Source organism: Rathayibacter sp. PhB151 (genome assembly GCF_004366415.1).
In the GTDB taxonomy this organism is placed as follows: domain Bacteria; phylum Actinomycetota; class Actinomycetes; order Actinomycetales; family Microbacteriaceae; genus Rathayibacter; species Rathayibacter festucae.
This window is the reverse complement of the sequence record NZ_SOEN01000007.1, coordinates 421,672-441,390: the sequence shown is the minus strand read 5'-3', so window position 1 is coordinate 441,390 and position 19,719 is coordinate 421,672. Positions and strand designations below refer to the sequence as shown.

The following is a 19,719-nucleotide window of genomic DNA, read 5'->3' as shown; positions in this document are numbered from 1 at the left end:
TCGAGCTCCTGTCGGTCGGCTACCACCAGTCGGGCACGGCCTCGCCGAGGCCGCCGCTGGGGATGCTGGTCTTGCGCTTCTCGTTGCAGTACCGGTGCGCGTGGCGGAAGTTGGTCCACTCCTCCTGCATGTCCTCGTCGTCGGAGACGGTGATGTAGTGGTCCAGGTTGTGCGACTCGCGGGTCTCGCCAGCCGGGACGTCGTAGTCGATCGGGACGTCGCCGAGGTAGCAGAGCGGGCCGAGCCAGCAGTTCGCTCGCGGATCACCCTGCTCGGCGAGAGCCTTGCCCTCCTTGAAGAACTCCTTGCGGAGGTCGTGCATCCGCCGCGTGTTCTTCCGCACCATCGAGCTACCAGTCCCTCTCAGCTGATGGGAGGGCGGGCACCGCGGCGCGATGGTGCGCATCACGCGATGCCCGCCCTGTGACCGCTTCGCACGAGGCAGGGCGTCAGGCCTCTTCCGCTCCTGCGCGGCCTGAGGCCGAGGGTGCGGGTCTTCGGTGCTTCGTCGGCACCGGGCGTCCCGCGCTCACCCTCCAGTGGCCGCGGGAACGACGAAGGCCCCGCATCTCTGCGAGGCCTTCAAGTCTGCGTCCAGGGTGCCGAACACCCCAAACCTAGTGATCTGAATTGTTATGGCTTCTCGCGGGCTTGTCAAGCGCTCACGAGAAGTCTCCTGTCGGCTTCTCCCGCGCGATCAGGGTCGGCGTCATCACTTTCGCCCCTCGCCTCGCGCTCGGCCTTCCTGCGCGCGTGGGTGGCGCGGACGTCGCTGAGCGCGAACTTGGCCGGCCTGCCTCCGGTCTTCGCCCAGCAGTCTGTCTGGGCAATGAGGTAGGCCTGTCGGATCGAGACGCCGAGACCCGCCGCGGCCGCGTCGATGCGGATCCACCGCTCCGGCTCAGGCAAGAGCTGCTCGTGCGGCGGCAACCTCGGCCTCGGTGAGGGGCCAGTGGGCTCCGGTGTCGCTGTTCTCGTGGTCGTCCTCGTGAGGCCAGGTGCTGTTGCATCTCATCCAGTACGGATCGGTCTGGCCGTGGCGGAAGTAGTCCCATGACCAGAGCTCGGCCTCGCAGTCGCTTCGGGGCCACCGCTCGAAGAGATAGTCCTGCAGCGCGTCGACGAGGGTCTCCGCCTCGGCCCGGGTGAGGTGGATGGCGGTGGTACGGGTGTCGTCCTCGACGATGGCGACTCGCACGGGCGGGAGGACGGGGAGGTCCGGTGCGGTCACGGTGATGGGCCGCTGCTCGCGAGGGGTGTCATCCACGGTTGTCGAAGTCCTCTCGGTGGCAGGAGCACTGGCAGTCGGCCGGCTCGTCCTTCACGTTGTCCCAGGCGTCCTCGTGACAGCTGCCGTGCTTCCCGACGATGCACTCAGGGTTCAGGATCGGTCCGTCTACGGCGAGCGCCGTCGGGTCTTGGGTGGTGGTGTGGAGGTAGTTGGTGCGGTGGGCGGTGGCGGCGTGGAGTTCTTCGGTGGTGGGGCGGAAGAAGCCGCCGTCGAGGTCGCCGGTTGAGGCCATGGCCCATCCGCGGCAGTGGGGGTCGGTGCAGCTGCAGTGGAGGACGACGGCACCGTTGCGGAGGCGCTCGAGGCCGACGTCGGGTGTGCGGCCGAAGGTGGCGACGAACTGGTCGCGGGTGATGGGTTCAGGCATGGGTGGTCTCCCGGGTGGTGGCGTGGGTGAAGGTTCCGGAGCCGTACTGGTCGCCGGTGCGCCAGGTGGCGCGTCGGTGGCGTCCTGGGCGGGCGGTGATCCAGATGCGGTTGCCGTCGGGTGCGGGTCGGGTGACGGTGATCGAGCGGTCGGCGTCGACGCGGAAGTAGTCGATCTCGAGGCGCTCTTCTGCTCCTACTGGCATAACTGCTCCTTGGCGATGCAGTCGGAGCACCAGCAGGGGCCTTGGTCGAGGCGACCGGTCTGCTTGAAGCGCTCGGCTTCGTCGTGCCAGACGCCGGTGATCGAGGCGCCGAGCTGCTCGGTTGCGGGTGGCTCGGCGACGAGTGCTCGCGTCGCCTTGCGTCGTTCGGATCGCCAGCGGGAGGCTTCGCGCCAAGTGACGGGGATGGCGCCGGCGGCGATCGCGGCGGCCTTCCTGGGTGCGGTGACGTCGTAGTGCTCGCGCAGCGTTCCGGGGTGCTGGATCCACGAGGGGCGCAGGCCGATGGTGCGGGCCATCGCTTCGAGCTCCTCGTGAGTGTCGGCGTACATGTGCGACCAGACACCGGTGACGGTGCGGGCGCCGTTCGGGACGGTCGCGCGGCGGTCCATGTCGTCCACGTAGACGCTCACTGCCCTGCCTCCTGCGCGCAGTCGGGGCAGTCGCCGGTGCCGTAGCCGTGGTGGTTGTCGTCGCCGCACTCGCGGGCAGTGTCGGGCTCCGCGGGAGCGCTGGGGACGCTGAGCACGCGCCCGCTGATCGCGTCCCTCATCTCGCCGCATCCGAGGCAGAGGATTCGAGGGTCGTCGCTGTCGAAGCGCCACGAGTGCTTGCGGTTGTCGACCCGGATTGGCCGCGAGCAGACGTCCACAGTGTCGGTGAGCTCCCGGCCTTCAGGGGTGGGTTCGTCAGCTTGCGCCGGTGCGACTACTTCCCACGCGCCCCACTCGCCTGCTGTGCGGTGCGAGCCGGTCGGGGTGGAGGTGCGGGTGACCATGCGGGCGCGTCGGACCATCTCGAAGCGTCCGGGGGTGGCGAGACCGACCATCTTCTCGGCGCCGGCGAGCGAGTAGCGGGCGCCGAGGTAGCCGCGGCCGCCGGTTGCTCGGACGCCGTACTCGTGCTCGTCCCAGCTGGACGTCGAGTTCGCGGCCGCGAGCTGCTCGCGTAGGCGACGGACCTCGGCGACGAGGGCGGGCACGTCCTCGCGGGCGCTCAGGATGAAGTCAACGTTGTCGCGTCCCTCCCCGCGGGAGATGGTGCCGACTGTGATCTCGTCGGGGTCGACTACTCGCAGGAGCGGGTCCAGCGGGTGGTAACCGATGACGGCGGCCCTGCTGTTCTGGACGATGATCCGCCATGGACCGACCGTGGCCGCGTTCGCTCGCGCCTCGATCGCGTCGAGGTCGAGGGGCTCTGGCGTTGTGTCGCTCATCGTTGCGCCTTCCCATCCCGGAAGCCGGCAGCGTAGGCAGTGCCCGCCTCGTCTCGTGCGGCGTCCCGCTCAGCTTCCGCGGCGCGCACCCGGCCGAGCAGCGCCTGCACCGCGGCGTCGTAGTCGTGCACCAGGTTGTCGCCCGGCTGGCCGAGGGCACCTCGGCCGGGCGTCGCCGGATCGGTGCGGACCGCGCCGCCACGGCCAGCCGGAGTGAGTCGCATGTCGTCGCGGATGACGTGCACGAGGAAAGGCTCGAGAGCGTCGAGGTCCAGGTCCTCCCGCGGGAGGGACGCGGACAGGGCGGCGGCGGCATCTCGGAAGAGCACGCGGTCGGGTTGCTCCGGGACGGGCCCCTGCCCGCCGATCCTCGCGATGAGGGGCGGTGCGCCACGCCGCTCGAGACGGGCGATCAGGGCGCGTACGGCATCGGGGGTGATCGGTTCAGTGAGCACGGTGAGCTCCTATCGGGTGGGGGTGGCGGGCTGGAGTGAGAGCCAGTCGCGTTGCGCGGTCTGGCGGTGGGAGGGGTCGGCGGCGCACATGATGCGTGAGGGGCGGGCGGAGCCGGGTTCGGTGATGATGCCGACGAGCTGGCCTTCGCAGATGAGGACGCCTCCCCCGTCGAGCTCGGCGACCTCGGCCTGGCAGCGGGCGTCGCGGAGGGTGACGCGGGTGACTCCGCCGGCGCCCTCGGCGCGCTGCGCGTAGCGGCGGAGGTTGATGGCGTCGGTCACCCAGTAGGCGCCCATGGTCGGGTAGTGGGTGAGCCAGGTCGCGTGGTGGTGGGCGATGTAGGCGAGGGCGCGTCCGGTCTGCTGAAGGATCCGGGTGGTGGGCTGGCGCTCGAGGTACATGCCGACGTAGCCGACGTCGTAGATCAGGTCGAGCTTCCCGCCGACGAGATCCGACGGGGTCTGCGTGATGAGGATGCGTGCGATGTAGGACGTCCAGTCGGCGATCTCCTGCAGCGCGGCGGTGGCGGTCGGGTTCCAGAGGGCGGAGACGTCGCCGTGGCCGGACGTCGCGACGCGGTCGTTGTCGCGGGCGCCGCGGGAGACGAGGACGGAGTGCTGGACGTGCGGGATCGCCTGCATGACGTCGAGGAGGGTGCGCTTGAGGGAGGCGTGACAGCCGGCGCACAGCTCGGTGCCGGGCGCGACCGGGATGCGCAGCTCCTCCCCCGACGTGCCACGGTGCGGGCGGGCGCAGAAGGTGAGCGGGTGCCCGTCAGGGGTGAGGGTGGGGGTGACGAAGTCGGGGTAGGTGCTCACGCTGTGTCTTCCTGTGCGGGTGGTGCAGGGGTGTCGGGTCAGTAGACGCGGAGGCGCTCGGGCAGCTGCCCGTACTCGTGCGCTCGAGAGATCTCGGCGCGGTGATCGGGGTGCACGACGAGGGCCGGCAGGCCGAAGCCGATCGCCGGGACGTGCTTGACGCTCCCCCGCGGCTGGTACGGCGAGAAGGCGAGCACGAGCGGTCCGGTGCCGGTCAGGGCGGCGAGGGTGCGCACGTCGGCGACGATCGACGTCGAGCTCGTCGTCAGCGTCGGTGCGCTCGAGCGGGCCTTCGGCGAGCGCCGTGAGAGCTTGCGGGCGAGTCGGGCGGGTCCGTGCTGCCAGTTGATGGTGAGTGCGGCGACTGCGAGGAGGACGAGGGTGAGGCGGATCATCGGTCGGTCCCCCGGTCGGCTCGGTCGTCGTTGATGGCGTAGAGGAGGCGGCGGTCGATGGCGGCAGCCCAGCGGGTGATGTCGGCTGCGACGGTGACGAGGGCGGTGCGGAGGGTGCTCTCGTCGTCGACGGCGAGGGCGGCGAAGAGTTCGGAGAGGATCTGGAAGGACCAGCTGCTGCGGGCGATCGGTGCAGCGCTGTCGGCGAAGCCTGCGATGCGGGCGAACTCTCGGCTGATCTCGCGGGCGGTGAGGATCTCGTCCTCGTCGACCGGGGCGAGGGGCAGGGTCATGGGTCCGGTGCCGTCAGGCCGGCCGAGGTCGAAGTCGGCGTGGAGAGAGGTGGCCGTGCGGCCGATCTTGTCGGCGACGTCGCGGATCGCCTGGACGGTGTGGGGGCTGGTGGTGGCGTCGAGGAGGATGCGGTGCGGGATGGGGATGCCGATGACCATCAGAGGGTGCCTGCTTCCGGGATGGTGTCGCCGCTCGTCTGCGCGATTGCGCGGGCGTGGAGGGTCACGACGAGGTCGTTGCGGACGGTGTCGGTGAGGGTGAAGAGGCCGATCGTTTCGAAGGGGTCGAGGTCGGCGGCCTCCTGCAGGGCGAGGGCGACGTCGGCAAGCTCTTCGATGCCTTCGGGGGTGCTGTGGTCGATGGTGCGGGAGGCGTAGCGGGCGTTGAACTGGGCGAGGGCGCGCGGGGTCCACTGCGGGCGGCGGTCGGTGTTGGCGGGGAAGCCGGCGATCGCGGTCGCGAGTTGGGCGCGGGCGGTCTGGTAGTCGTGGGTGGCTTCGGCGGCGATCTTCGCGACGTGCTTGGTGATGCTCTTGCCGAGAGCGAAGGACGTGTCGGGTGCGAGCTCTCCGTCGGTGATGGTGGTCTTGCCGGTCTGGAACAGCTCGCGCAGCGCGGTGGTGCGCAGGTAGTCGGCGAGGCCGGGCTGGCGGTAGTTGAGGATCTGGGCGGAGGTGGTCATGGGGTGTCCTTCCGGGTGATGCCGAGGATCTGCTCGGCCAGGCGGCGTGCGCGGTGGGGGTCGGGGGTGGAGTTCTGTCGGAGTTCGCCGTCGCGGGAGAGCAGCGGCTCGGCCTGCTGGCGCTTGAGGTGGAGGCGCTCGAGGACGACGGGGTCGGAGCCCTCGGCGATGTTGAGGAAGTAGGCGACGGGCGGGTCTTCGGACATGCCGTCGCGGCGGAGGCGGCCGATGGCCTGCTCGTGCACTTCCGGGGACCAGTCGAGTTCGCCGAACACGGCGACGCGGGCGACCTTCTGGAGGCCGTCGACGCCGGCGCCGGAGCGGAGGGACATCATCAGGACGCGGGAGTCGCCGTTCACGAAGGCGTCGATCGCTTCGGCCTTCTGGGTGGCGTTCTCGGTGCCGGTGTACATGGCGGGCTGGAAGTCAGCGAGCTGCTCCTGCCAGATGTCCCACACGTCTCGGTGCCAGCCGAAGAGGACGATCTTGTCCTCGGACTCGAGGAGCATCTTGCAGAAGTGGGCGACGTAGTGGGCCTTCGCGATGCCGGTGGCGTGGCGTAGCTTCATGTCGATCTCGCCGCCGGCGAGGAACTTCTCCTGGTTGGAGGAGTCGTCGGCGAGGATGCGGCGGGCGATCTCGGCGAGCTCGCGGGTGGCGGCGGCGAGCTCGGCGGTGTCGTGGTCGATGAGCTGCGAGACCTTGACGGTGTCGGGGAGCTCGCGGCCGACGTCCTTGCGGGTGCGGCCGAGCATGAGGCCGTTCTCGCGGAGGTAGCCGCCGAGCGCTGCCGGGTTGGTGACCGACTGCTGGCCGGTGGAGTGGGTGAGGCCTCCCCACTCGCGGCCGAACTCCTCGCGGGTGCCGAGCTCGCCGGGCGCGAGGATGTCGAGGATGTTCCAGATCTCGCCGCCGTAGTTGTAGATCGGGGTGGCGGAGAGGCCGAGGACGTAGCGGGCGTCCTGCGCGGCGAGGGCGGCGGCCTTGCCCTTCTCGGTGTTGACGCCGTTGCGCAGCTCCTGGACCTCGTCGAAGATGACGGTCCGGACCTGGCCCTGCATGTAGGCGCCCCACCCGTCGAGCTTCGAGTAGGGGACGATCGTGACGTCGCGGAGGTTGCGCTGGCGGGCGCGGATGGACGGCTGCTTCGACCGGGCGAGCTCGAAGTCGAGCCACGGGAAGGCGTCCTGCAGTTCGGCGATCCACCGCGGCGGGAGGTGTGTGGGCGGGACGACGAGGGCGGGCAGGGCGTCCTCGTAGCTGAGGGCGAGGAGCGCGGTGAAGGTCTTACCGAGGCCGACCTCGTCGGTGAGGAGCATGCGGCCGCGGGTGCGCAGCAGCGCGATCGCGGCCTGCTGGTACTCGCGCGCCTCCTTCGACGGGGTGCGGCCGGCGGCGAAGTCGAGGCGGCCGTCGAGGATCGCGCCGACCTGCTGCTCGACGACGCGATGCTCCTCCGCAGCGTGCTCGAGGAAGCGCTGGTCGCGGGCGGACGCGGGGACGAGCGGCCACCGGTCCATCAGCCACTCGATGTCGCGGGCGACCTCGGGCGTCGCCGCGACCTCGAGGACCGTCGTGCGGGTCGTGGCGAGGCGGCCGAAGATGCGGCGGGCGCGCGTGCGGACCTGCGGTTCGAGCTCGAGCTGCCACGTGCCGCGCGAGCGGGACCCGAACGGCGGCGCCTGGAAGTGGTAGCGGCCGTAGGTACGGCCGGCCTCCCCCGTCACAGGCCACCCTCCAGCAGCATCGCGACGACGAGGGGCTTCCCGTTGTCGAAGGTGCGCGGCATGCGCAGGTGCCGAGACGACGTCGTCACGAGGACGAGGCCATGCACCTCCTCGCACTCCGCGTACCGCGCGAGCTGCCGGAAGACATCGGCCGGCGCGCCCTTCACCTTGACCTCGACGCCGATGAACGGGCCGCCGGTGATCGCCGGGTAGACCATCAGGTCGATCCGCGAGTGACCGTCGGACAGCGGCACCTCGCGGACGACGCCGGGATCGTCGGTCACGGCCGCGCGGGCCATGCCGTCGATGTGCGCGGCGAGGGCAGCCTGCAGCTCAGCCTCGGATCCGTGGGTAGCGGTCGGCATCGCCTGGATCTGGACGGCGATCTGCTCGGCCCAGTCGAGAGCGGGGATGGTCATCGGTTCCTCCGGTGAGTAATGGCAGCGATCACGGACTCGACCGCGATGTAGGTGACGACGCTGGCGACGAGGATCGCGACGCCGAGGACGAGGTAGCAGGCCGCGATGAAGACGTGGACCAGGACAGCGGCGGGATCCATCAGGACTCGTCCTCCGGCTCGGCGGCCGGCGGCTCGACGAGGGCGAGCTCCCAGTCGGAAAGGCCGTACCCCCACTCGCGCAGCGATGCGAGGTAGGCGGGCGCGTGCGGGTAGTTGCCCCATCTACTGTCGAGGTGCTCCTCGAACGCGGCGAAGATGATCGCGCCGAGGACCGCGGCGGATCGCCGAGGGTTCAACACCTCCGACTCCAGCTCGAGCCACGGATTGCCCTCCTCGTCGTACTCGAGGCCGAGCAGGTTGAAGACCTCCGGCGCCTCCGTGTTCAGCTCGAGGTGAACGAGCGCGTACGCGGCGAGCGCCGTCAGGTCCGGGAGGCGGGTTCGCTGGAGGAAGGTGATGAGCCAGGCGACGCGGATGGCGGCTGCGGCGCGGTTCTCGGCCCAGAGTGCTTCCAGGTTCTCGTCGCGGCGGGCGGCTTCGGCGTGGCGTTCGGCGATCTCGGCCTTGAGAGCGACGTCGCGGACGGTGTCTTCGCCGGTGCGGGCGGAGGTCCAGGTGACGAGGCCGGCGTCGGCGAGGGGGACGCCGGCGGTGCGGGCGATGACGCCGTAGTGGGTGGCGGCCCATGCGCGGTACTTGCCGTCGGCGGTCTCCCATTCGTTCTGGATCTGGGCGGCGACCTGGACGGTGTCGGGGACGGTGTCGAGGGTGAGCTTCTCGTGCGGGGTGGCGGCTAGGGCGACGTCGCCGAGGGGGCGGGTCTCGCGTCCCCTGTGGGCGGCGGTCCAGCTGACGGCGTACTGCTGGTCGGGGAGGCGGACGTAGCCGGCGGCGTCGATGGCGGCCGCGAGCTCGGCGATGTGGTCGGCGAGTTCGGCCTTCTTGCGGAGGTCGTCGATGACGTGCGGGAGGCTGTTGGGGTTGTTGGTGACCGTGTCGATGATGCGCTTGACGGCGGCGGGGCTGGTCTCGAACTCGGCGATCGCGGCGGCCTGCTCGAAGGTGAGGGCGCGGTCGCGCGGGATGGCGGTGGAGCGGGCGATCTTGATGGCGTCGCCGACGCGGGAGATCGGGGTGGCGAGGCTCTTGGCGATCATGGTGGCGGGCATGCCGAAGAGGGACAGCTGCTGGACGGCGGTGGCCTCGTCGAGGGTGTCGAGGGCGGCGCGGTGCTGGTTCTCGACGACCTGGGTGGTGATGCGGATGGTCTCTTCGTCGCCGTCGTGGCGGGTCTGGACGTAGACGGGGACTTCGGTGAGGCCTGCGGCGAGCGCCGCTGCGGTGCGGCGGTGTCCCATGACGACTTCGTAGCTGCCGAGGTAGAGGTCGGCGGGTCGGACGACGATGGGCTGGAGGACGCCGTGCTCGCGGAAGGAGTCGATGAACTTCGGGTCGAGGCGGAGGTCGCGGCGGACGTTGCCGGCGTCGGTGATGAGGAGCTTGGGGTCGACGCGGACGATGGTGCCGGCGTGGGGGCTGTCGGTCATGGTGGGCCTTTCGGTGAGGGTGAGCGTGCGGCGCCCGACGGCGTCGCGCGTGCGGGTGGTGCGTCAGGTGGTCTTGCGGCGGGGGAAGACGATCTCGATGGAGGGGTCGCGGGTGGCGAAGGGCTCGGCGGGGAAGACGTTCCAGTGGCCGCGCGGGCAGCAGATGCCGGTCTTGCGGCGGGCGAGCTCGCGGCGGAGGGTGTCGAGGATCGCGAAGCGGGTCTCGCAGAGGGAGCACTGGCAGAGGACGAGCGCGTTGGGGTCGGTCTTCGCAACCGGTGCCTTCGGACGCTCGGGAGCCGGCACCGGTTCGGCGACGGGCTCGACTGCCGGCGTCGCTGCGAGCTCGGCTTCGAGCTGCGGGGTCGGGGTCGGGGTCGGGGTCGGGGTCGGGGTCGGGGGCAGGGTCGGGGGCAGGATCGCGTCGAACGGAGAGAAGGCAACGGGGAGGTCGGCGGCGGCGATCGCTTCGGGCGAGGGCCGGACGGCGGTCGGCTTCGGGACGGGTCGGGGCTTCGGCTCGGCCTTGGTGGCGGCGCGCTGCTCGGCGACGGTGAGCTGGCCGGTCGGGATCGGGGTGGCGGTGACGCCGGCGGCGGGCTTGGCCTTGCCGAAGTTCTCGCGGTCGGTGGTGGCGGTGCCGTTGTCGACGGCGCGGTGGTAGGCCCAGTCGCCGGCGTAGCGGACACTCGCGTCCTTGCAGGTCATCTGGTCGGTGCCGGCGTTCGGGCAGGTCGCGTTGCTACGGCAGCCGTCGGTGTAGCCGGACGGGTGGCCGTGGCGGGTGTCGGCGGTGATGGTCATGCGATGCCTCCGTCCGTGGTGAAGAGCGGGATTCCGCGGCCAGCGAGGCTCATGCGGTCTCTCCAGGCCAGGTCGCGGCGTTGCGGGGATCGAGGAGGTGGTCGACGGTGCCGTCGAACAGCTGGATCGGGCGGACGAAGTAGGCGCGGTGGCCGGCCCACCGGAGCGCCTCGATCCAGGTGTCCTGCTCGGGGCGGATCCGGCCGGTCTGGGTCTTGAGCTCGAGGAACAGCGAGAGCCGGCCGCGGACGTGGACGAGGTGCAGGTCGGGGTAGCCGGGGTTCGAGCGACGGGAGTCGTGGGTGTGGTAGCTCATCCATCCGTGGATCGCGGCGCGCGCCTCGACCTCGCGCTGCAGGCCGGCCTCGGTCGTCTCCTTGGCGCGCAGCGCGTGGTACTGCTCGACGGTCAGGTTCGGGACGTGCTTGATGCCGGCCATCAGAAGTCCGCTCCGTTGTCGAGGGCGTCGTCGGGGCGGGACTCGGCCACGAGCTCGAACCCGCGGCGCTGCCACTCGGGGGCGTCGTTGAGGACGGCCTTGATGGCGTAGGCGGTGAAGTCGATGACGGCGCTGCGGGACTTCGAGACGATCTCAAGGGCGAGGTGGTGGAGCAGCTCGTCGGAGAGCTCGCAGTCGACGAAGGCCCAGCCGACGGCGTTCTTGAACTTCGGCAGGTCGATCGCGTGGCGGTCGGCGAAGCGGCGAGGGGTGGGGCGCAGCGGGAGGTTGTTGGTGGGAGAGATCCCGTCGGTCGAGTCGTTCTCCACAGGTGCCTCTAGGTGAGGTTCCGTAGAGGACTGAAGTGTTAAGTCACGGGAGTTACTACCGGGAGGGGTGCACTCTGGAGTGCACCCATTCGGCCCGAAAGTGCACCCGTTACTCGTATGGGTGCACTCCAGTGCACCTGCATTTCCGGAGTTATCCACAGGCCCGGCGGGTGCTCTCGGAGTGGTGTCGGCGCCGGCCGAAGCGGCGATCTCGGCGGCGTTCGGGAAGACGAGGAACTCCGCCTTCCGGCCCGGCTGGGCGTAGGTCAGGCGGGCGATGTAGCCCTCGGCGACGAGCTCGTCGAGGATGTCCTGGACGCGGCGGGCCTTCACGCCGGACCAGAGGATGAGCTTCTCGCGGCCGGGGTAGGTGCGGCGGGTGATCTTGTTGGCGTCGTCGCAGAGCGCCATGAGGACGAGCTTCTTGGACGCGGGGAGGTCGGTCTCGGCGGCTGCCTCGAGGTGCTGGATGCTCATCGCTGGCCCCCCGCTCGCTTCTCTGCGGCGCGCTGGCTCGCGGCGAAGGCTCGGTGCTCCTGCGGGTGCTGACGGCGCCACAGCGCCACTGAGCGGCGCGCGTAGCTGTACGCCTCGACGCGGCTCGTGAACCAGCGGGCGACGATCGGGCGGCCGCCGCGGCGGCGAGACGGTTCGAGGGCGACGTTGTCGGCGCGGACCATGACGCGCCACATGCCGGCGAAGAGGGTGACGTGGAGGCGGTCGGAGGCGCGCGCCCAGCGCAGCTTCGGGAGGTGGTCGGGCTGATCGTGGAGGCTCACGCTGCGACCTCCTCGGCCACGAGGGCGCGAGTGGGGTCGAAGGTGCGCTCGACGTCGGCGAAAGCCGTACCGCGCCAGCGGGTCGTCTCGCCTTCGAGGGTGCGCAGGACGAGGCGGCAGTCGCCGCACGGGGCGTTCGCGGGCAGGTGGTCGTGACCGGCGAAGTCGATGCCGCAGCGCCAGCAGCAGCGCGCCTGCGACCGGCGGACGCGGAGGGCCGCCTCGTCGACGGCCGGCGTGGGCTCGGCGGGGTAGCCGTGCACAGTCCACGCGGGGCGGGTGGTGATCATGGTGATCCTCGGAAGGTCAGGGGGTGAGGGTGAGCATCGGCGCCTGCGCCGCCAGGAGCAGCGCGGCTACGGCGAGCGCCGTGAGCCAGTCGCGGCGGGTCATCGGCTGGTGCGGCGGTAGCGCGGGCGGTGTGCTCGGCGGGGCCGGGCAGGGCGTGTGCGCATGAGGCGCAGGACGCGGAGCTGGAGGAGGGTCAGCGTGTCCATCGGCCGGTGAGGAGGTAGGCGATGGTGATGGCGGTGGCGCCGAGGATGACGGCGAGGGGGCCGGCGGCGACGAGGGCGGGGATGCCGACGACGACGAGGAGGATCGCGATCGCGATGAGGAGGGTGGTGGTGCGGCCGGTGGTGCGGGTGGCGGGCTGGTTAGGAGTGGTCATCGGTGCCTTCTTCGGTGAGGGTGAGGTGCTGCCGGGTGAGGTCGAGGGCGCCTTCGCCGCCGAGCCGTTGGTGGAGCTTCTGGAGGCCGAGCGGGGTGATGCCGACCTGGGGGTAGAGCTCGGCTTGGCCGCGGACGCGGCGGGTGACGACGGTGAGGTAGCCGAGGACGATGAGCTCGCGGACGGGTTCCCAGGAGTTGCCGGGTCGGTCGAGCCAGCCGGAGTGGTGCATCCAGGCGAAGAGGGTCTTCTGGTTGGTGTCGATGGCGGGGTCGCGGTTGAGGATCGCGGCGGCCTGGGCGACGGAGAACCAGGGGTCTTCGGTGTGCGCGGGGAGGGAGGCGCCGGGCGACCAGGGGCCGGTAATGAGGTTGCTGCCGGCGGGGACGGTGCGAGCGGCTTCGATGTGGGCGACGGTGCGGGCCTGCCTGTCGGCCCAGTCGATGAAGGCGGAGGCGCGGTCGGTACCGAGGGCGCCGGCGACGAGGCGCAGCTGCTCGAGGTCCCAGGCGATGCAGTGCGCGAGCTGCTCGCGGGTGGCGCCGGCGGACGCGGCGGGGTCGGTCGCGTAGGTAGCGGTGTCCTGCTGCAGGGCGCGGAGGATGTCGACGGCGGGGATGGTCGGCTCGTCGTGGAGCCAGAGGACACGGACGTCGACGCCGCGGCCGACCCATCGGAACGAGTAGACGGCGGGGACGTCGAGCTGCTCGGCGGCCACGGCGATCACGCGCCGGATCCGGGCGCGAGGGTGAGCGGCGAGGCGTCGGGGGTCGCCTCGCCGCTCGCGCCGACGTGGCCAGAGAGCCCCCTGTCGGCGCCGTCCTCTACGGTCTTCGCAACGGCAGGTGTAGTCAGCACCGTGCCGTCAACCGGAGAGGAAGCATCATGCCCATGAACGGGAAGCAGGCCGGCGGAGTCGTCGACCACGGAGGGGACCCCGCGCACGTCATCCGCTTGATCGAGCAGCACGAGAGCCGGATCCACAGCCTGCTCTTCGCGAGCAAGCCCAACCTCGGCAGGATCGACAGCGAGGTCGCCGCCCTCAGTCGCCTCGCGATCGCTGCCATCCGCGGCGAACAGCAGCAGACGGTGGTAGTCGATGGGCGAGTAGTCGAGGATCGGTAGTTCGATCTCGTGCCGAGCCCAGGACTCGGCAAGCGCCGGCGTAATTGCCGAGGTGGCAGCGCGAGCGTGCGGCTCGGCCGTCTCGTAGTAGCGATCCGCGAGGTCCTCGAGCGCCTGGACCAGCGAGTAGAGCGTGCGCACACGGCGAGCGCCGAGCAGCTCCTCGATGTCCGCTCGGAGGACGATGACGTCGACGTCGAAGTCCTGACCGACGAGCCGGCCCGTGGTGATCGGGCGACGGTCGGCGCTCACGCTGCACCTTCCTCGACGGAGGTGAGCGGCGAGGCCTGGGGGATGGCCTCGCCGCTCGAGCCGACGAGAGCTGCTCCACTCTCGTCGGCGGCATCCTCACCGGTTCCTGCAGCGGCAGGAGCGACCCGAGCGGCGCCGCTGACCGGAGAGGACGAGTTGATAGCGCGGACGTCCTCGATGCGAAATCGACGCTGACCGCCGGGCGTGCGCGAGTGCGCCAGCTTGCCGCTGTTCGAGTACCGTCGGATGGTCGCCTGGCTGAGCTGAGCGATCCGGGCAGCCTCGCCCACGCCGACGAATACGTCGTCTAACGAAGTATGCGTAGGTTCCATGGTCAGCGATACTACGCATACTTAGGCGAACCTGCGACCTTACGGAGCAAAGTGGGCGCAGGAATCCTGCGCTTGCGTACCTTTGTCTAGGTCTGCATACTGTTGACCATGGAATCAGCGGCAGCAGAGAACCTTCGCGTCCCTCAATGGACCTTCGGCGACAAGATCCGCAAGGCGCGGACGCTCACTGGGCTGAGCCAGGTCGACTTCGCGGCGCGCGTGAACATCACCGCGAGCACTCTTGCGGCGTACGAGACCGACCGCACGACGCCAAGGATGAAGAACCTCGGAACGCTGGCAAAGTCGATCGAGCTGCTGGCTGGCATTCCGCGGAGCTGGTTCTTCGACTTCGAGCCCGCGCCCGTACTCAGGGCGAAAGATCGACCTTCAGATTAGAAGGCTGCTGCTCTATCCGCTGAGCTACGGGGGCGTCTCGCCAGGCTACTACGGCGCCTCCACGAGGCGGTCTCGCCACGGCGCCGGCAGCAGGGCCGGGTCAGGCGCCCTGCACGAGACCCAGCACGCCGACGACCAGGGAGACGACGGCGAGCAGCAGCGAGATCCCGATCAGGATCGTGTGGACGCGGAGGAAGGTCGTGGCGCGGCCGGAGGCGTCGCGGGCCCGCGGGTCCTTGCGCACCCGGCGGAGGAACGGCGGCCAGACGACGGCGTTCCAGACGGCGTTGGCGATCAGCAGCACGCAGACGAGGATCATCACGGAGAACGAGTCTAGGAGGCGCTCCCCCGCCGCCGCGGTCGTGTCGGTGGCCGCGGATAGACTTCGGCGCATGAGTAGCGCCCCCGACCGTCTTGTCTGGATCGACTGCGAGATGACGGGACTCGACCTCGCCGTCGACGAGCTCGTCGAGATCGCCGTGATCGTCACCGACTTCGATCTCGAACCCCTCGACGAGGGGCTGTCGATCGTCATCCGCCCCGACGCGTCAGCGCTGGAGAACATGGGCGACTTCGTCCGGAACATGCACGAGACGTCGGGCCTCCTGAAGGAGATCCCGGACGGCGTGAGCGTCGCCGAGGCCGAGTACGAGGTCCTCGAGTACGTGCTCAAGCACGTCCCCGCCGAGCAGCAGGCTCCGCTCGCCGGCAACTCGATCGGGACCGACCGGGCGTTCCTGGTCAAGTTCATGCCGCGTCTCGACGCGCACCTGCACTACCGCAACGTCGACGTCTCGACCGTGAAGGAGCTGGCCCGCCGCTGGTTCCCGCGCATCTACTTCAACGCCCCCGCCAAGCACGGCGGCCACCGCGCCCTCGCCGACATCCTCGAGAGCATCCGCGAGCTCCGCTTCTACCGCCGGGCCGTCTTCGTCCCCGAGCCGGGCCCCACCTCCGCCGAGGTGCAGGCCGTCTCGGCCGCTGTCGTGGACGAGTTCGCCTCGCGGATGTAGTACTCTCGTACAGTTGCTTCGCGGGTTCGCCCCGCGGAACACCGTCCTGGTGGGTATAGCTCAGTTGGCAGAGCGCCTGGTTGTGGTCTAGGAGGTCGCGGGTTCGAGCCCCGTTACTCACCCCAGTTGTACGAGAACTAGCTCGGAAGGCCCGGAGTCGATGGCTCCGGGCCTTCCGTCGTTCTGCCGCCGGAGATCCGTCCGCTCCCCTACCCGATCGACGACGAGAGGCCAGGCGATGCTCACCCTCGACGAGGCCGAGTTCGAGACGCTGGTCGTCGCCGAGCTCGACGCCCTCCCGGACGACATGGTCGACGGGCTCGAGAACGTCGTCTTCGTGGTCGAGGACCGCCCCGAGGACGGCTCGCTCGACCTGCTCGGCCTCTACGACGGCGTCGCCCTGACCGAGCGCGAGCGCTACGGCTTCGGCGAGATGCCCGACCGGATCATCCTCTACCGCGAGCCGCACCTCGCCGCCTGCGAGACCCTCGACGAGCTGCGCGACGAGATCCACGTCACCCTCGTGCACGAGATCGCGCACTTCTACGGCATCGACGACGACCGCCTGCACGAGCTCGGCTGGGCCTGACCCGTCAACCTGGAGCGATGGCCTCCGGGTCGCTCGAGTCGAGCACCAGGTCGGCGCCCTCGCGGGGGCGCTCGCGTGCGCAGTAGCGCCGGAACTGCTCGTCCCAGGAGTCCCAGTGCGGCTCGAAGAGCGCGCCGTCGCGGGCGAGGGCGCGCTGCTTCCGCTGCGCCTCGTCCGCCTCGATCCAGACGGTGAGGTCGGCGAAGCGCCGACTCCGCTCCCCCGCGGCGCCGCAGCCCTCGAGCAGGAGGAGCGGTGCCTCGGCGCTGCGCGGGCCGGCGGTCGTGGCGGCGGCCCAGTTCCAGGCCTGCCAGCGCGCGCCGAGCCCGAGCGCGTGCGGCCGGACGATCCGGTCCGCCGCGATCGCGACCGAGCGGTCGAGCCCCGACCAGCCGGGGTAGACGTCGTCCATCCGCACGAGCGCGGCTGCGGGAGCGCAGGCGGACCGCCGCAGCTCCGCCAGCAGCGCCAGCGCGAACGTCGACTTCCCCGAGCCGCTCGGGCCGTCGAGCACCACCGTGCGCGCCCGGCGGGCGATCACGGCGGCGGCGAGCATCCGCGCGGTCGCCCCGGTGAGGTGCCGCGCGTCAGCCATTCAGCACGAAGCTCCAGGCGCCGGTCAGCACGGCCGCGGTCACCGCGACCGCCGCGATCGCCGCGCCGCCCAGCATCAGCAGCCCGTCGAACGCGCCCAGACGCGACTCCCGCGCCCAGGTCCGCGGCGTGTCCGAGCCGAAGCCCTTCGCCTCCATCGCCGTGGCCAGGCGGCTGCCGCGCCGGATCGCCAGCACCAGCAGCGAGAAGCTGCGGGCGCCGAGGCTCTTGAGCGCCGCGATCGGCCCGCGACCATCGGCCACGCCCCGCGCCCGGCGCGCCATCGCGAGGGTGCGCCAGTCGTCGGTGAGCAGGCCGACGAGCCGCATCCCGGCGAGGCCGCCCAGGACGAAGCGCGCCGGGAGTCGGAGGATCTGCGCGAGCCCGTCCGCGAGATCGGTCGGATCCGTCGTCGCGATCAGCACGACGCTCGGCAGGCCGATGGCGAGCACGCGCAGGGCGATCGCGGCGCCGAGCGCGACAGAGCCCTCCGTGACGGAGACGAAGAGGAACTGCCCCAGCACGGCGCCGCTGTCGCGCCCGTAGAGCACGGTCGTGATGCCCGCGAGCGGCGCCGCGATCCAGACCGGAGCAGTGCGGCGCACCAGGTCGCCGGGACGCAGCCCGACGAAGGGCAGCACGAGCAGCTCGAGCGCGAGCGCGGTCGCCGCGGACACGACGTCGACCGTCAGGATCAGGACGACGGCGATGACGAGGCTCGCGACGAGCTTCGCGACGGGGTTGGCACGGGCGATGCGGCCGCGGGCCGGGATCGCGTCCAGGAGCGTCATCCGGTCACCGCCGTCGGCTCGCCGAGGCGGACCGCCGCGTCGGCGAGGGCGGACACCAGGTGCTCGTCGTGGGTGACGGCGAGCACCGCGCGGCCGTCCGCGCGCAGCTCGGCCAGGAGATCGACGACCACGTCCCAGGTCCGCCGGTCCTGGCCGAAGGTCGGCTCGTCGAGCACGACGACGGCGGGACGCCGGACCAGCGCCGAGGCGACGGTGAGCCGCCGCTTCTCACCGCCGGAGAGGGTGAAGGGGTTCGCCTCGGCGAGGTGCGCGAGGCCGAGGCGCCCGAGCAGTTCGTCGGCGCGGCGCCGCTCCGCCTCGTCGCGTGCGCCGAGGTGCAGCTCCTGGCGCACCCGCGCCGTGAGGAACTGGTGCTCCGGCTCCTGGAAGACCATGGCGACCCGGTCGGCGAGCTGCCGGGAGCTCCAGCGGTGCGGGTGCGGCGAGGCTCCGTCGCGCACCGCGGGAGAGGCGACGATCTCGCCCCCGGCCGGCGGGAGCAGGCCGGCCAGCGTCAGGGCGAGCGTCGACTTGCCGGCGCCGTTCGGGCCGAGGACGGCGGTCACCCGACCAGCGGCGATCGTGAGGTCGAGGTCGGCGGCGATCAGGGGCGGCGTGCGGCGGCCGAAGACCGGCCGGGCGAGATCGAGTGCAGTGGCGGTCAGCGCCGTGGACGCCGGTCCGGTCGCCGCGTCGCGTCGCTCCGGGTGCTCACCCGGGAGCCAGACGCCGGCTGCGACGAGGACGCCGCGGGCGCGCTCGATCACCGGACGGGGTTCGCCGTCGGCGACGACCGTGCCGTCGGCGCCGAGCACGACGATCCGGTCGACGAGGTCGATCCAGACGTCGACGCGGTGCTCGACGACGATCAGGGTGGCGCCGGTGCGCGCCGTGGTCCGCTCGACCGCGGAGCGCACCTCCTCGACGCCGAGCGGATCGAGGTTCGCGGTCGGCTCGTCGAGCAGCAGGAGGCGGGGCTGCATCGCGAGGACGCCGGCGAGGGCGAGCCGCTGCTTCTGCCCGCCCGAGAGCGCGGAGGTCGATCGGTCGAGGGCGACGTCGAGACCGACGTCGTCGAGCGCGCGCCGGACCCGCGCCGGGATCTCCCCGCGCGGCACACCGAGGTTCTCGCAGGCGAAGCCGACGTCGTCGCCGACGCGGGCCAGCACGGCCTGGGTGTCCGGGTCCTGGAGGACGAGTCCGGCCACTCCGCGGCGCTCCGCAGGCGAGGCGCCGTCGATGCTCAGCTCGCCCTCGTCGGCGCCGTCCTCCTCGCCGCCGAGCACCCCGGCCAGCGCGTGCAGGAGGGTGCTCTTGCCCGCGCCGGACGGGCCGAGGAGCAGGACGCGCTCGCCCGGCCGCACGTCGAGGTCGAGCCCCGTGACGGCCGCGGTCGACCGGCCTGCGTGCCGCCAGCTCCAGCCGCGGGCCCGGATCGACGCGCCGCTCATCGAGCGCCCGCGCCCGCCCCCTCGACCACGCGGCCCTCCCGGCCGGAGACGAAGCGGTCCAGCGCCCCGGAGGCGGCGAGGCCGCGCACCGCGAACCAGGGCAGGAGCCCGGCGAGGACGGCGCCGGAGACGAGCGACGACACGACGTAGACCGTGCGGAACAGGTCGTCGACGGCGGGGTAGTAGACCAGCAGGTCGTTGACGGCGAGGGCGAGGCCCGCGCCCGCTCCGGCGAGCATCGCCACGAGCGGGCGTCCGCTGCGGTAGAGGAAGAGGGCGAGCACGATCTCGGCGCCGAGGCCCTGGACGAGGCCGGAGAGCAGGACGGCGAAGCCCCACTGCGTGCCGATCAGCGCCGAGACGACCGCCGCGAGCAGCTCCGTGTAGAGCGCCGCGCCGGGCTTGCGGATGATCAGGCCGCCGAGCACGCCGGCGAAGAGCCAGCCGCCGCCGAGGAGGCCGCCGAGGCCGGGGAGGAACTCGAAGGCGACGCCGAGGACGTTGGTCGCGATGCCCCACGCCCAGAAGACGATGCCGGCGGCGACGGCCACGACGCTGGCCACGACGATGTCTACGACCCGCCAGCGGAGGTCCCGGGGACGGCCGGCGGAGGAGGGGGCGGACTTCTGCGCTGCTGAGTTCTGCGCTGCGTTGTTCTGCACTGACGTGCCCTTTCGTG

32 protein-coding genes and 1 tRNA gene are annotated in these 19,719 nt (G+C 71.3%); 4 read left to right on the top strand and 29 right to left on the bottom strand.

The features are described from left to right. Positions 1 to 19: 19 nt before the first annotated feature. The 24 genes from EDF35_RS09505 to EDF35_RS09395 all read right to left on the bottom strand — a co-directional run bounded on the left by EDF35_RS09505 (position 20) and on the right by EDF35_RS09395 (position 13,874). Entirely contained in the window at positions 20 to 346 is a 327-nt protein-coding gene (locus EDF35_RS09505) for a hypothetical protein (protein WP_133962099.1), read from the bottom strand. Between the two features lie 308 nt (positions 347 to 654). Beyond that, positions 655 to 909, bottom strand: a complete 255-nt coding sequence (locus EDF35_RS09500) for a hypothetical protein (RefSeq protein WP_133962097.1) — start codon at positions 907 to 909, stop codon at positions 655 to 657. After that, on the bottom strand, positions 902 to 1,267 hold the full coding sequence (locus EDF35_RS09495) for a hypothetical protein (RefSeq protein ID WP_133962095.1): 366 nt from the start codon (positions 1,265 to 1,267) through the stop codon (positions 902 to 904). The genes EDF35_RS09500 and EDF35_RS09495 overlap by 8 nt, the downstream gene beginning before the upstream one ends. Further along, a complete protein-coding gene (locus EDF35_RS09490; protein ID WP_133962093.1) occupies positions 1,260 to 1,658 on the bottom strand; it encodes a hypothetical protein in 399 nt (132 codons plus the stop codon). The genes EDF35_RS09495 and EDF35_RS09490 overlap by 8 nt, the downstream gene beginning before the upstream one ends. Beyond that, positions 1,651 to 1,863, bottom strand: coding sequence for a hypothetical protein (locus tag EDF35_RS09485; protein WP_133962091.1), 213 nt, complete (start codon positions 1,861 to 1,863; stop codon positions 1,651 to 1,653). Before EDF35_RS09485 ends, EDF35_RS09490 begins: the two co-directional genes overlap by 8 nt. Next, positions 1,854 to 2,294, bottom strand: coding sequence for a DUF4031 domain-containing protein (locus EDF35_RS09480; protein WP_208323046.1), 441 nt, complete (start codon positions 2,292 to 2,294; stop codon positions 1,854 to 1,856). The genes EDF35_RS09485 and EDF35_RS09480 overlap by 10 nt, the downstream gene beginning before the upstream one ends. Continuing rightward, positions 2,291 to 3,097, bottom strand: a complete 807-nt coding sequence (locus EDF35_RS09475) for a hypothetical protein (protein ID WP_133962089.1) — start codon at positions 3,095 to 3,097, stop codon at positions 2,291 to 2,293. The genes EDF35_RS09480 and EDF35_RS09475 overlap by 4 nt, the downstream gene beginning before the upstream one ends. After that, positions 3,094 to 3,552 (bottom strand): hypothetical protein, encoded by a 459-nt coding sequence (locus tag EDF35_RS09470; RefSeq protein WP_133962087.1) that lies wholly within the window; start codon positions 3,550 to 3,552, stop codon positions 3,094 to 3,096. Before EDF35_RS09470 ends, EDF35_RS09475 begins: the two co-directional genes overlap by 4 nt. 9 nt (positions 3,553 to 3,561) lie before the next feature. Then, positions 3,562 to 4,371: a hypothetical protein gene (locus tag EDF35_RS09465; RefSeq protein ID WP_133962085.1), complete on the bottom strand. Its 810-nt coding sequence runs from the start codon at positions 4,369 to 4,371 to the stop codon at positions 3,562 to 3,564. A 38-nt stretch (positions 4,372 to 4,409) separates the two neighbouring features. Further along, positions 4,410 to 4,766, bottom strand: coding sequence for a hypothetical protein (locus EDF35_RS09460; RefSeq protein WP_133962084.1), 357 nt, complete (start codon positions 4,764 to 4,766; stop codon positions 4,410 to 4,412). Further along, on the bottom strand, positions 4,763 to 5,218 hold the full coding sequence (locus EDF35_RS09455; protein WP_133962082.1) for a hypothetical protein: 456 nt from the start codon (positions 5,216 to 5,218) through the stop codon (positions 4,763 to 4,765). The genes EDF35_RS09460 and EDF35_RS09455 overlap by 4 nt, the downstream gene beginning before the upstream one ends. Next, positions 5,218 to 5,742, bottom strand: a complete 525-nt coding sequence (locus EDF35_RS09450; RefSeq protein WP_133962080.1) for a hypothetical protein — start codon at positions 5,740 to 5,742, stop codon at positions 5,218 to 5,220. Before EDF35_RS09450 ends, EDF35_RS09455 begins: the two co-directional genes overlap by 1 nt. Further along, on the bottom strand, positions 5,739 to 7,469 hold the full coding sequence (locus EDF35_RS09445; RefSeq protein WP_133962078.1) for a DEAD/DEAH box helicase: 1,731 nt from the start codon (positions 7,467 to 7,469) through the stop codon (positions 5,739 to 5,741). The genes EDF35_RS09450 and EDF35_RS09445 overlap by 4 nt, the downstream gene beginning before the upstream one ends. Continuing rightward, positions 7,466 to 7,888 carry a hypothetical protein gene (locus EDF35_RS09440; RefSeq protein ID WP_133962076.1) on the bottom strand — a complete coding sequence of 141 codons (423 nt, stop codon included), beginning with the start codon at positions 7,886 to 7,888 and terminating at the stop codon, positions 7,466 to 7,468. The genes EDF35_RS09445 and EDF35_RS09440 overlap by 4 nt, the downstream gene beginning before the upstream one ends. Next, a complete protein-coding gene (locus EDF35_RS20785; protein ID WP_166674057.1) occupies positions 7,885 to 8,028 on the bottom strand; it encodes a hypothetical protein in 144 nt (47 codons plus the stop codon). The genes EDF35_RS09440 and EDF35_RS20785 overlap by 4 nt, the downstream gene beginning before the upstream one ends. Beyond that, positions 8,028 to 9,476, bottom strand: a complete 1,449-nt coding sequence (locus EDF35_RS09435; protein WP_133962074.1) for a ParB/RepB/Spo0J family partition protein — start codon at positions 9,474 to 9,476, stop codon at positions 8,028 to 8,030. The genes EDF35_RS20785 and EDF35_RS09435 overlap by 1 nt, the downstream gene beginning before the upstream one ends. Before the next feature lie 63 nt (positions 9,477 to 9,539). Further along, positions 9,540 to 10,280: a hypothetical protein gene (locus EDF35_RS09430; protein WP_133962072.1), complete on the bottom strand. Its 741-nt coding sequence runs from the start codon at positions 10,278 to 10,280 to the stop codon at positions 9,540 to 9,542. 49 nt (positions 10,281 to 10,329) lie between these two features. Beyond that, the gene (locus EDF35_RS09425; protein ID WP_133962070.1) at positions 10,330 to 10,719 is read right to left on the bottom strand and encodes a VRR-NUC domain-containing protein; all 390 of its coding nucleotides are present in this window, start codon (positions 10,717 to 10,719) and stop codon (positions 10,330 to 10,332) included. Continuing rightward, positions 10,719 to 11,525: a helix-turn-helix domain-containing protein gene (locus tag EDF35_RS09420; protein WP_133962068.1), complete on the bottom strand. Its 807-nt coding sequence runs from the start codon at positions 11,523 to 11,525 to the stop codon at positions 10,719 to 10,721. Before EDF35_RS09420 ends, EDF35_RS09425 begins: the two co-directional genes overlap by 1 nt. After that, a complete protein-coding gene (locus EDF35_RS09415; protein ID WP_133962066.1) occupies positions 11,522 to 11,827 on the bottom strand; it encodes a hypothetical protein in 306 nt (101 codons plus the stop codon). The genes EDF35_RS09420 and EDF35_RS09415 overlap by 4 nt, the downstream gene beginning before the upstream one ends. Beyond that, a complete protein-coding gene (locus EDF35_RS09410; protein WP_133962064.1) occupies positions 11,824 to 12,117 on the bottom strand; it encodes a hypothetical protein in 294 nt (97 codons plus the stop codon). The genes EDF35_RS09415 and EDF35_RS09410 overlap by 4 nt, the downstream gene beginning before the upstream one ends. 194 nt (positions 12,118 to 12,311) lie before the next feature. Further along, positions 12,312 to 12,497 (bottom strand): hypothetical protein, encoded by a 186-nt coding sequence (locus tag EDF35_RS09405; protein ID WP_133962062.1) that lies wholly within the window; start codon positions 12,495 to 12,497, stop codon positions 12,312 to 12,314. Continuing rightward, positions 12,484 to 13,224, bottom strand: a complete 741-nt coding sequence (locus tag EDF35_RS09400) for a phage antirepressor KilAC domain-containing protein (protein WP_133962060.1) — start codon at positions 13,222 to 13,224, stop codon at positions 12,484 to 12,486. Before EDF35_RS09400 ends, EDF35_RS09405 begins: the two co-directional genes overlap by 14 nt. Continuing rightward, positions 13,221 to 13,874: a hypothetical protein gene (locus tag EDF35_RS09395; RefSeq protein ID WP_133962058.1), complete on the bottom strand. Its 654-nt coding sequence runs from the start codon at positions 13,872 to 13,874 to the stop codon at positions 13,221 to 13,223. Before EDF35_RS09395 ends, EDF35_RS09400 begins: the two co-directional genes overlap by 4 nt. Before the next feature lie 440 nt (positions 13,875 to 14,314). Here EDF35_RS09395 and EDF35_RS09385 point away from each other — a divergent pair, with 440 nt between their 5' ends. Further along, positions 14,315 to 14,602 carry a helix-turn-helix transcriptional regulator gene (locus tag EDF35_RS09385; RefSeq protein WP_133962713.1) on the top strand — a complete coding sequence of 96 codons (288 nt, stop codon included), beginning with the start codon at positions 14,315 to 14,317 and terminating at the stop codon, positions 14,600 to 14,602. A 100-nt stretch (positions 14,603 to 14,702) separates the two neighbouring features. Here EDF35_RS09385 and EDF35_RS09375 read toward each other — a convergent pair whose 3' ends face one another. After that, positions 14,703 to 14,921, bottom strand: coding sequence for a hypothetical protein (locus EDF35_RS09375; protein WP_123445775.1), 219 nt, complete (start codon positions 14,919 to 14,921; stop codon positions 14,703 to 14,705). A gap of 73 nt (positions 14,922 to 14,994) precedes the next feature. Here EDF35_RS09375 and orn point away from each other — a divergent pair, with 73 nt between their 5' ends. The 3 genes from orn (at position 14,995) to EDF35_RS09360 (ending at position 16,204) form a co-directional block, all read left to right on the top strand. Then, complete coding sequence (gene orn, locus EDF35_RS09370; protein WP_123445774.1) at positions 14,995 to 15,615, top strand: oligoribonuclease; 621 nt, start codon at positions 14,995 to 14,997, stop codon at positions 15,613 to 15,615. 49 nt (positions 15,616 to 15,664) lie between these two features. Further along, positions 15,665 to 15,740: transfer RNA gene (locus tag EDF35_RS09365), tRNA-His, on the top strand. 113 nt (positions 15,741 to 15,853) lie between these two features. After that, positions 15,854 to 16,204: a metallopeptidase family protein gene (locus EDF35_RS09360; RefSeq protein ID WP_123445773.1), complete on the top strand. Its 351-nt coding sequence runs from the start codon at positions 15,854 to 15,856 to the stop codon at positions 16,202 to 16,204. 4 nt (positions 16,205 to 16,208) lie between these two features. Here EDF35_RS09360 and EDF35_RS09355 read toward each other — a convergent pair whose 3' ends face one another. From EDF35_RS09355 to EDF35_RS09340, 4 genes are read right to left on the bottom strand one after another with little or no spacing between them, the layout of a single operon-like run. Then, positions 16,209 to 16,799 (bottom strand): ATP-binding protein, encoded by a 591-nt coding sequence (locus EDF35_RS09355; RefSeq protein WP_133962054.1) that lies wholly within the window; start codon positions 16,797 to 16,799, stop codon positions 16,209 to 16,211. After that, positions 16,792 to 17,589: an energy-coupling factor transporter transmembrane component T gene (locus EDF35_RS09350; protein WP_127886441.1), complete on the bottom strand. Its 798-nt coding sequence runs from the start codon at positions 17,587 to 17,589 to the stop codon at positions 16,792 to 16,794. Before EDF35_RS09350 ends, EDF35_RS09355 begins: the two co-directional genes overlap by 8 nt. After that, a complete protein-coding gene (locus EDF35_RS09345) occupies positions 17,586 to 19,040 on the bottom strand; it encodes an ATP-binding cassette domain-containing protein (protein ID WP_133962051.1) in 1,455 nt (484 codons plus the stop codon). The genes EDF35_RS09350 and EDF35_RS09345 overlap by 4 nt, the downstream gene beginning before the upstream one ends. Then, the gene (locus tag EDF35_RS09340) at positions 19,037 to 19,702 is read right to left on the bottom strand and encodes an ECF transporter S component (protein ID WP_133962049.1); all 666 of its coding nucleotides are present in this window, start codon (positions 19,700 to 19,702) and stop codon (positions 19,037 to 19,039) included. Before EDF35_RS09340 ends, EDF35_RS09345 begins: the two co-directional genes overlap by 4 nt. Between the last annotated feature and the right edge of the window lie 17 nt (positions 19,703 to 19,719).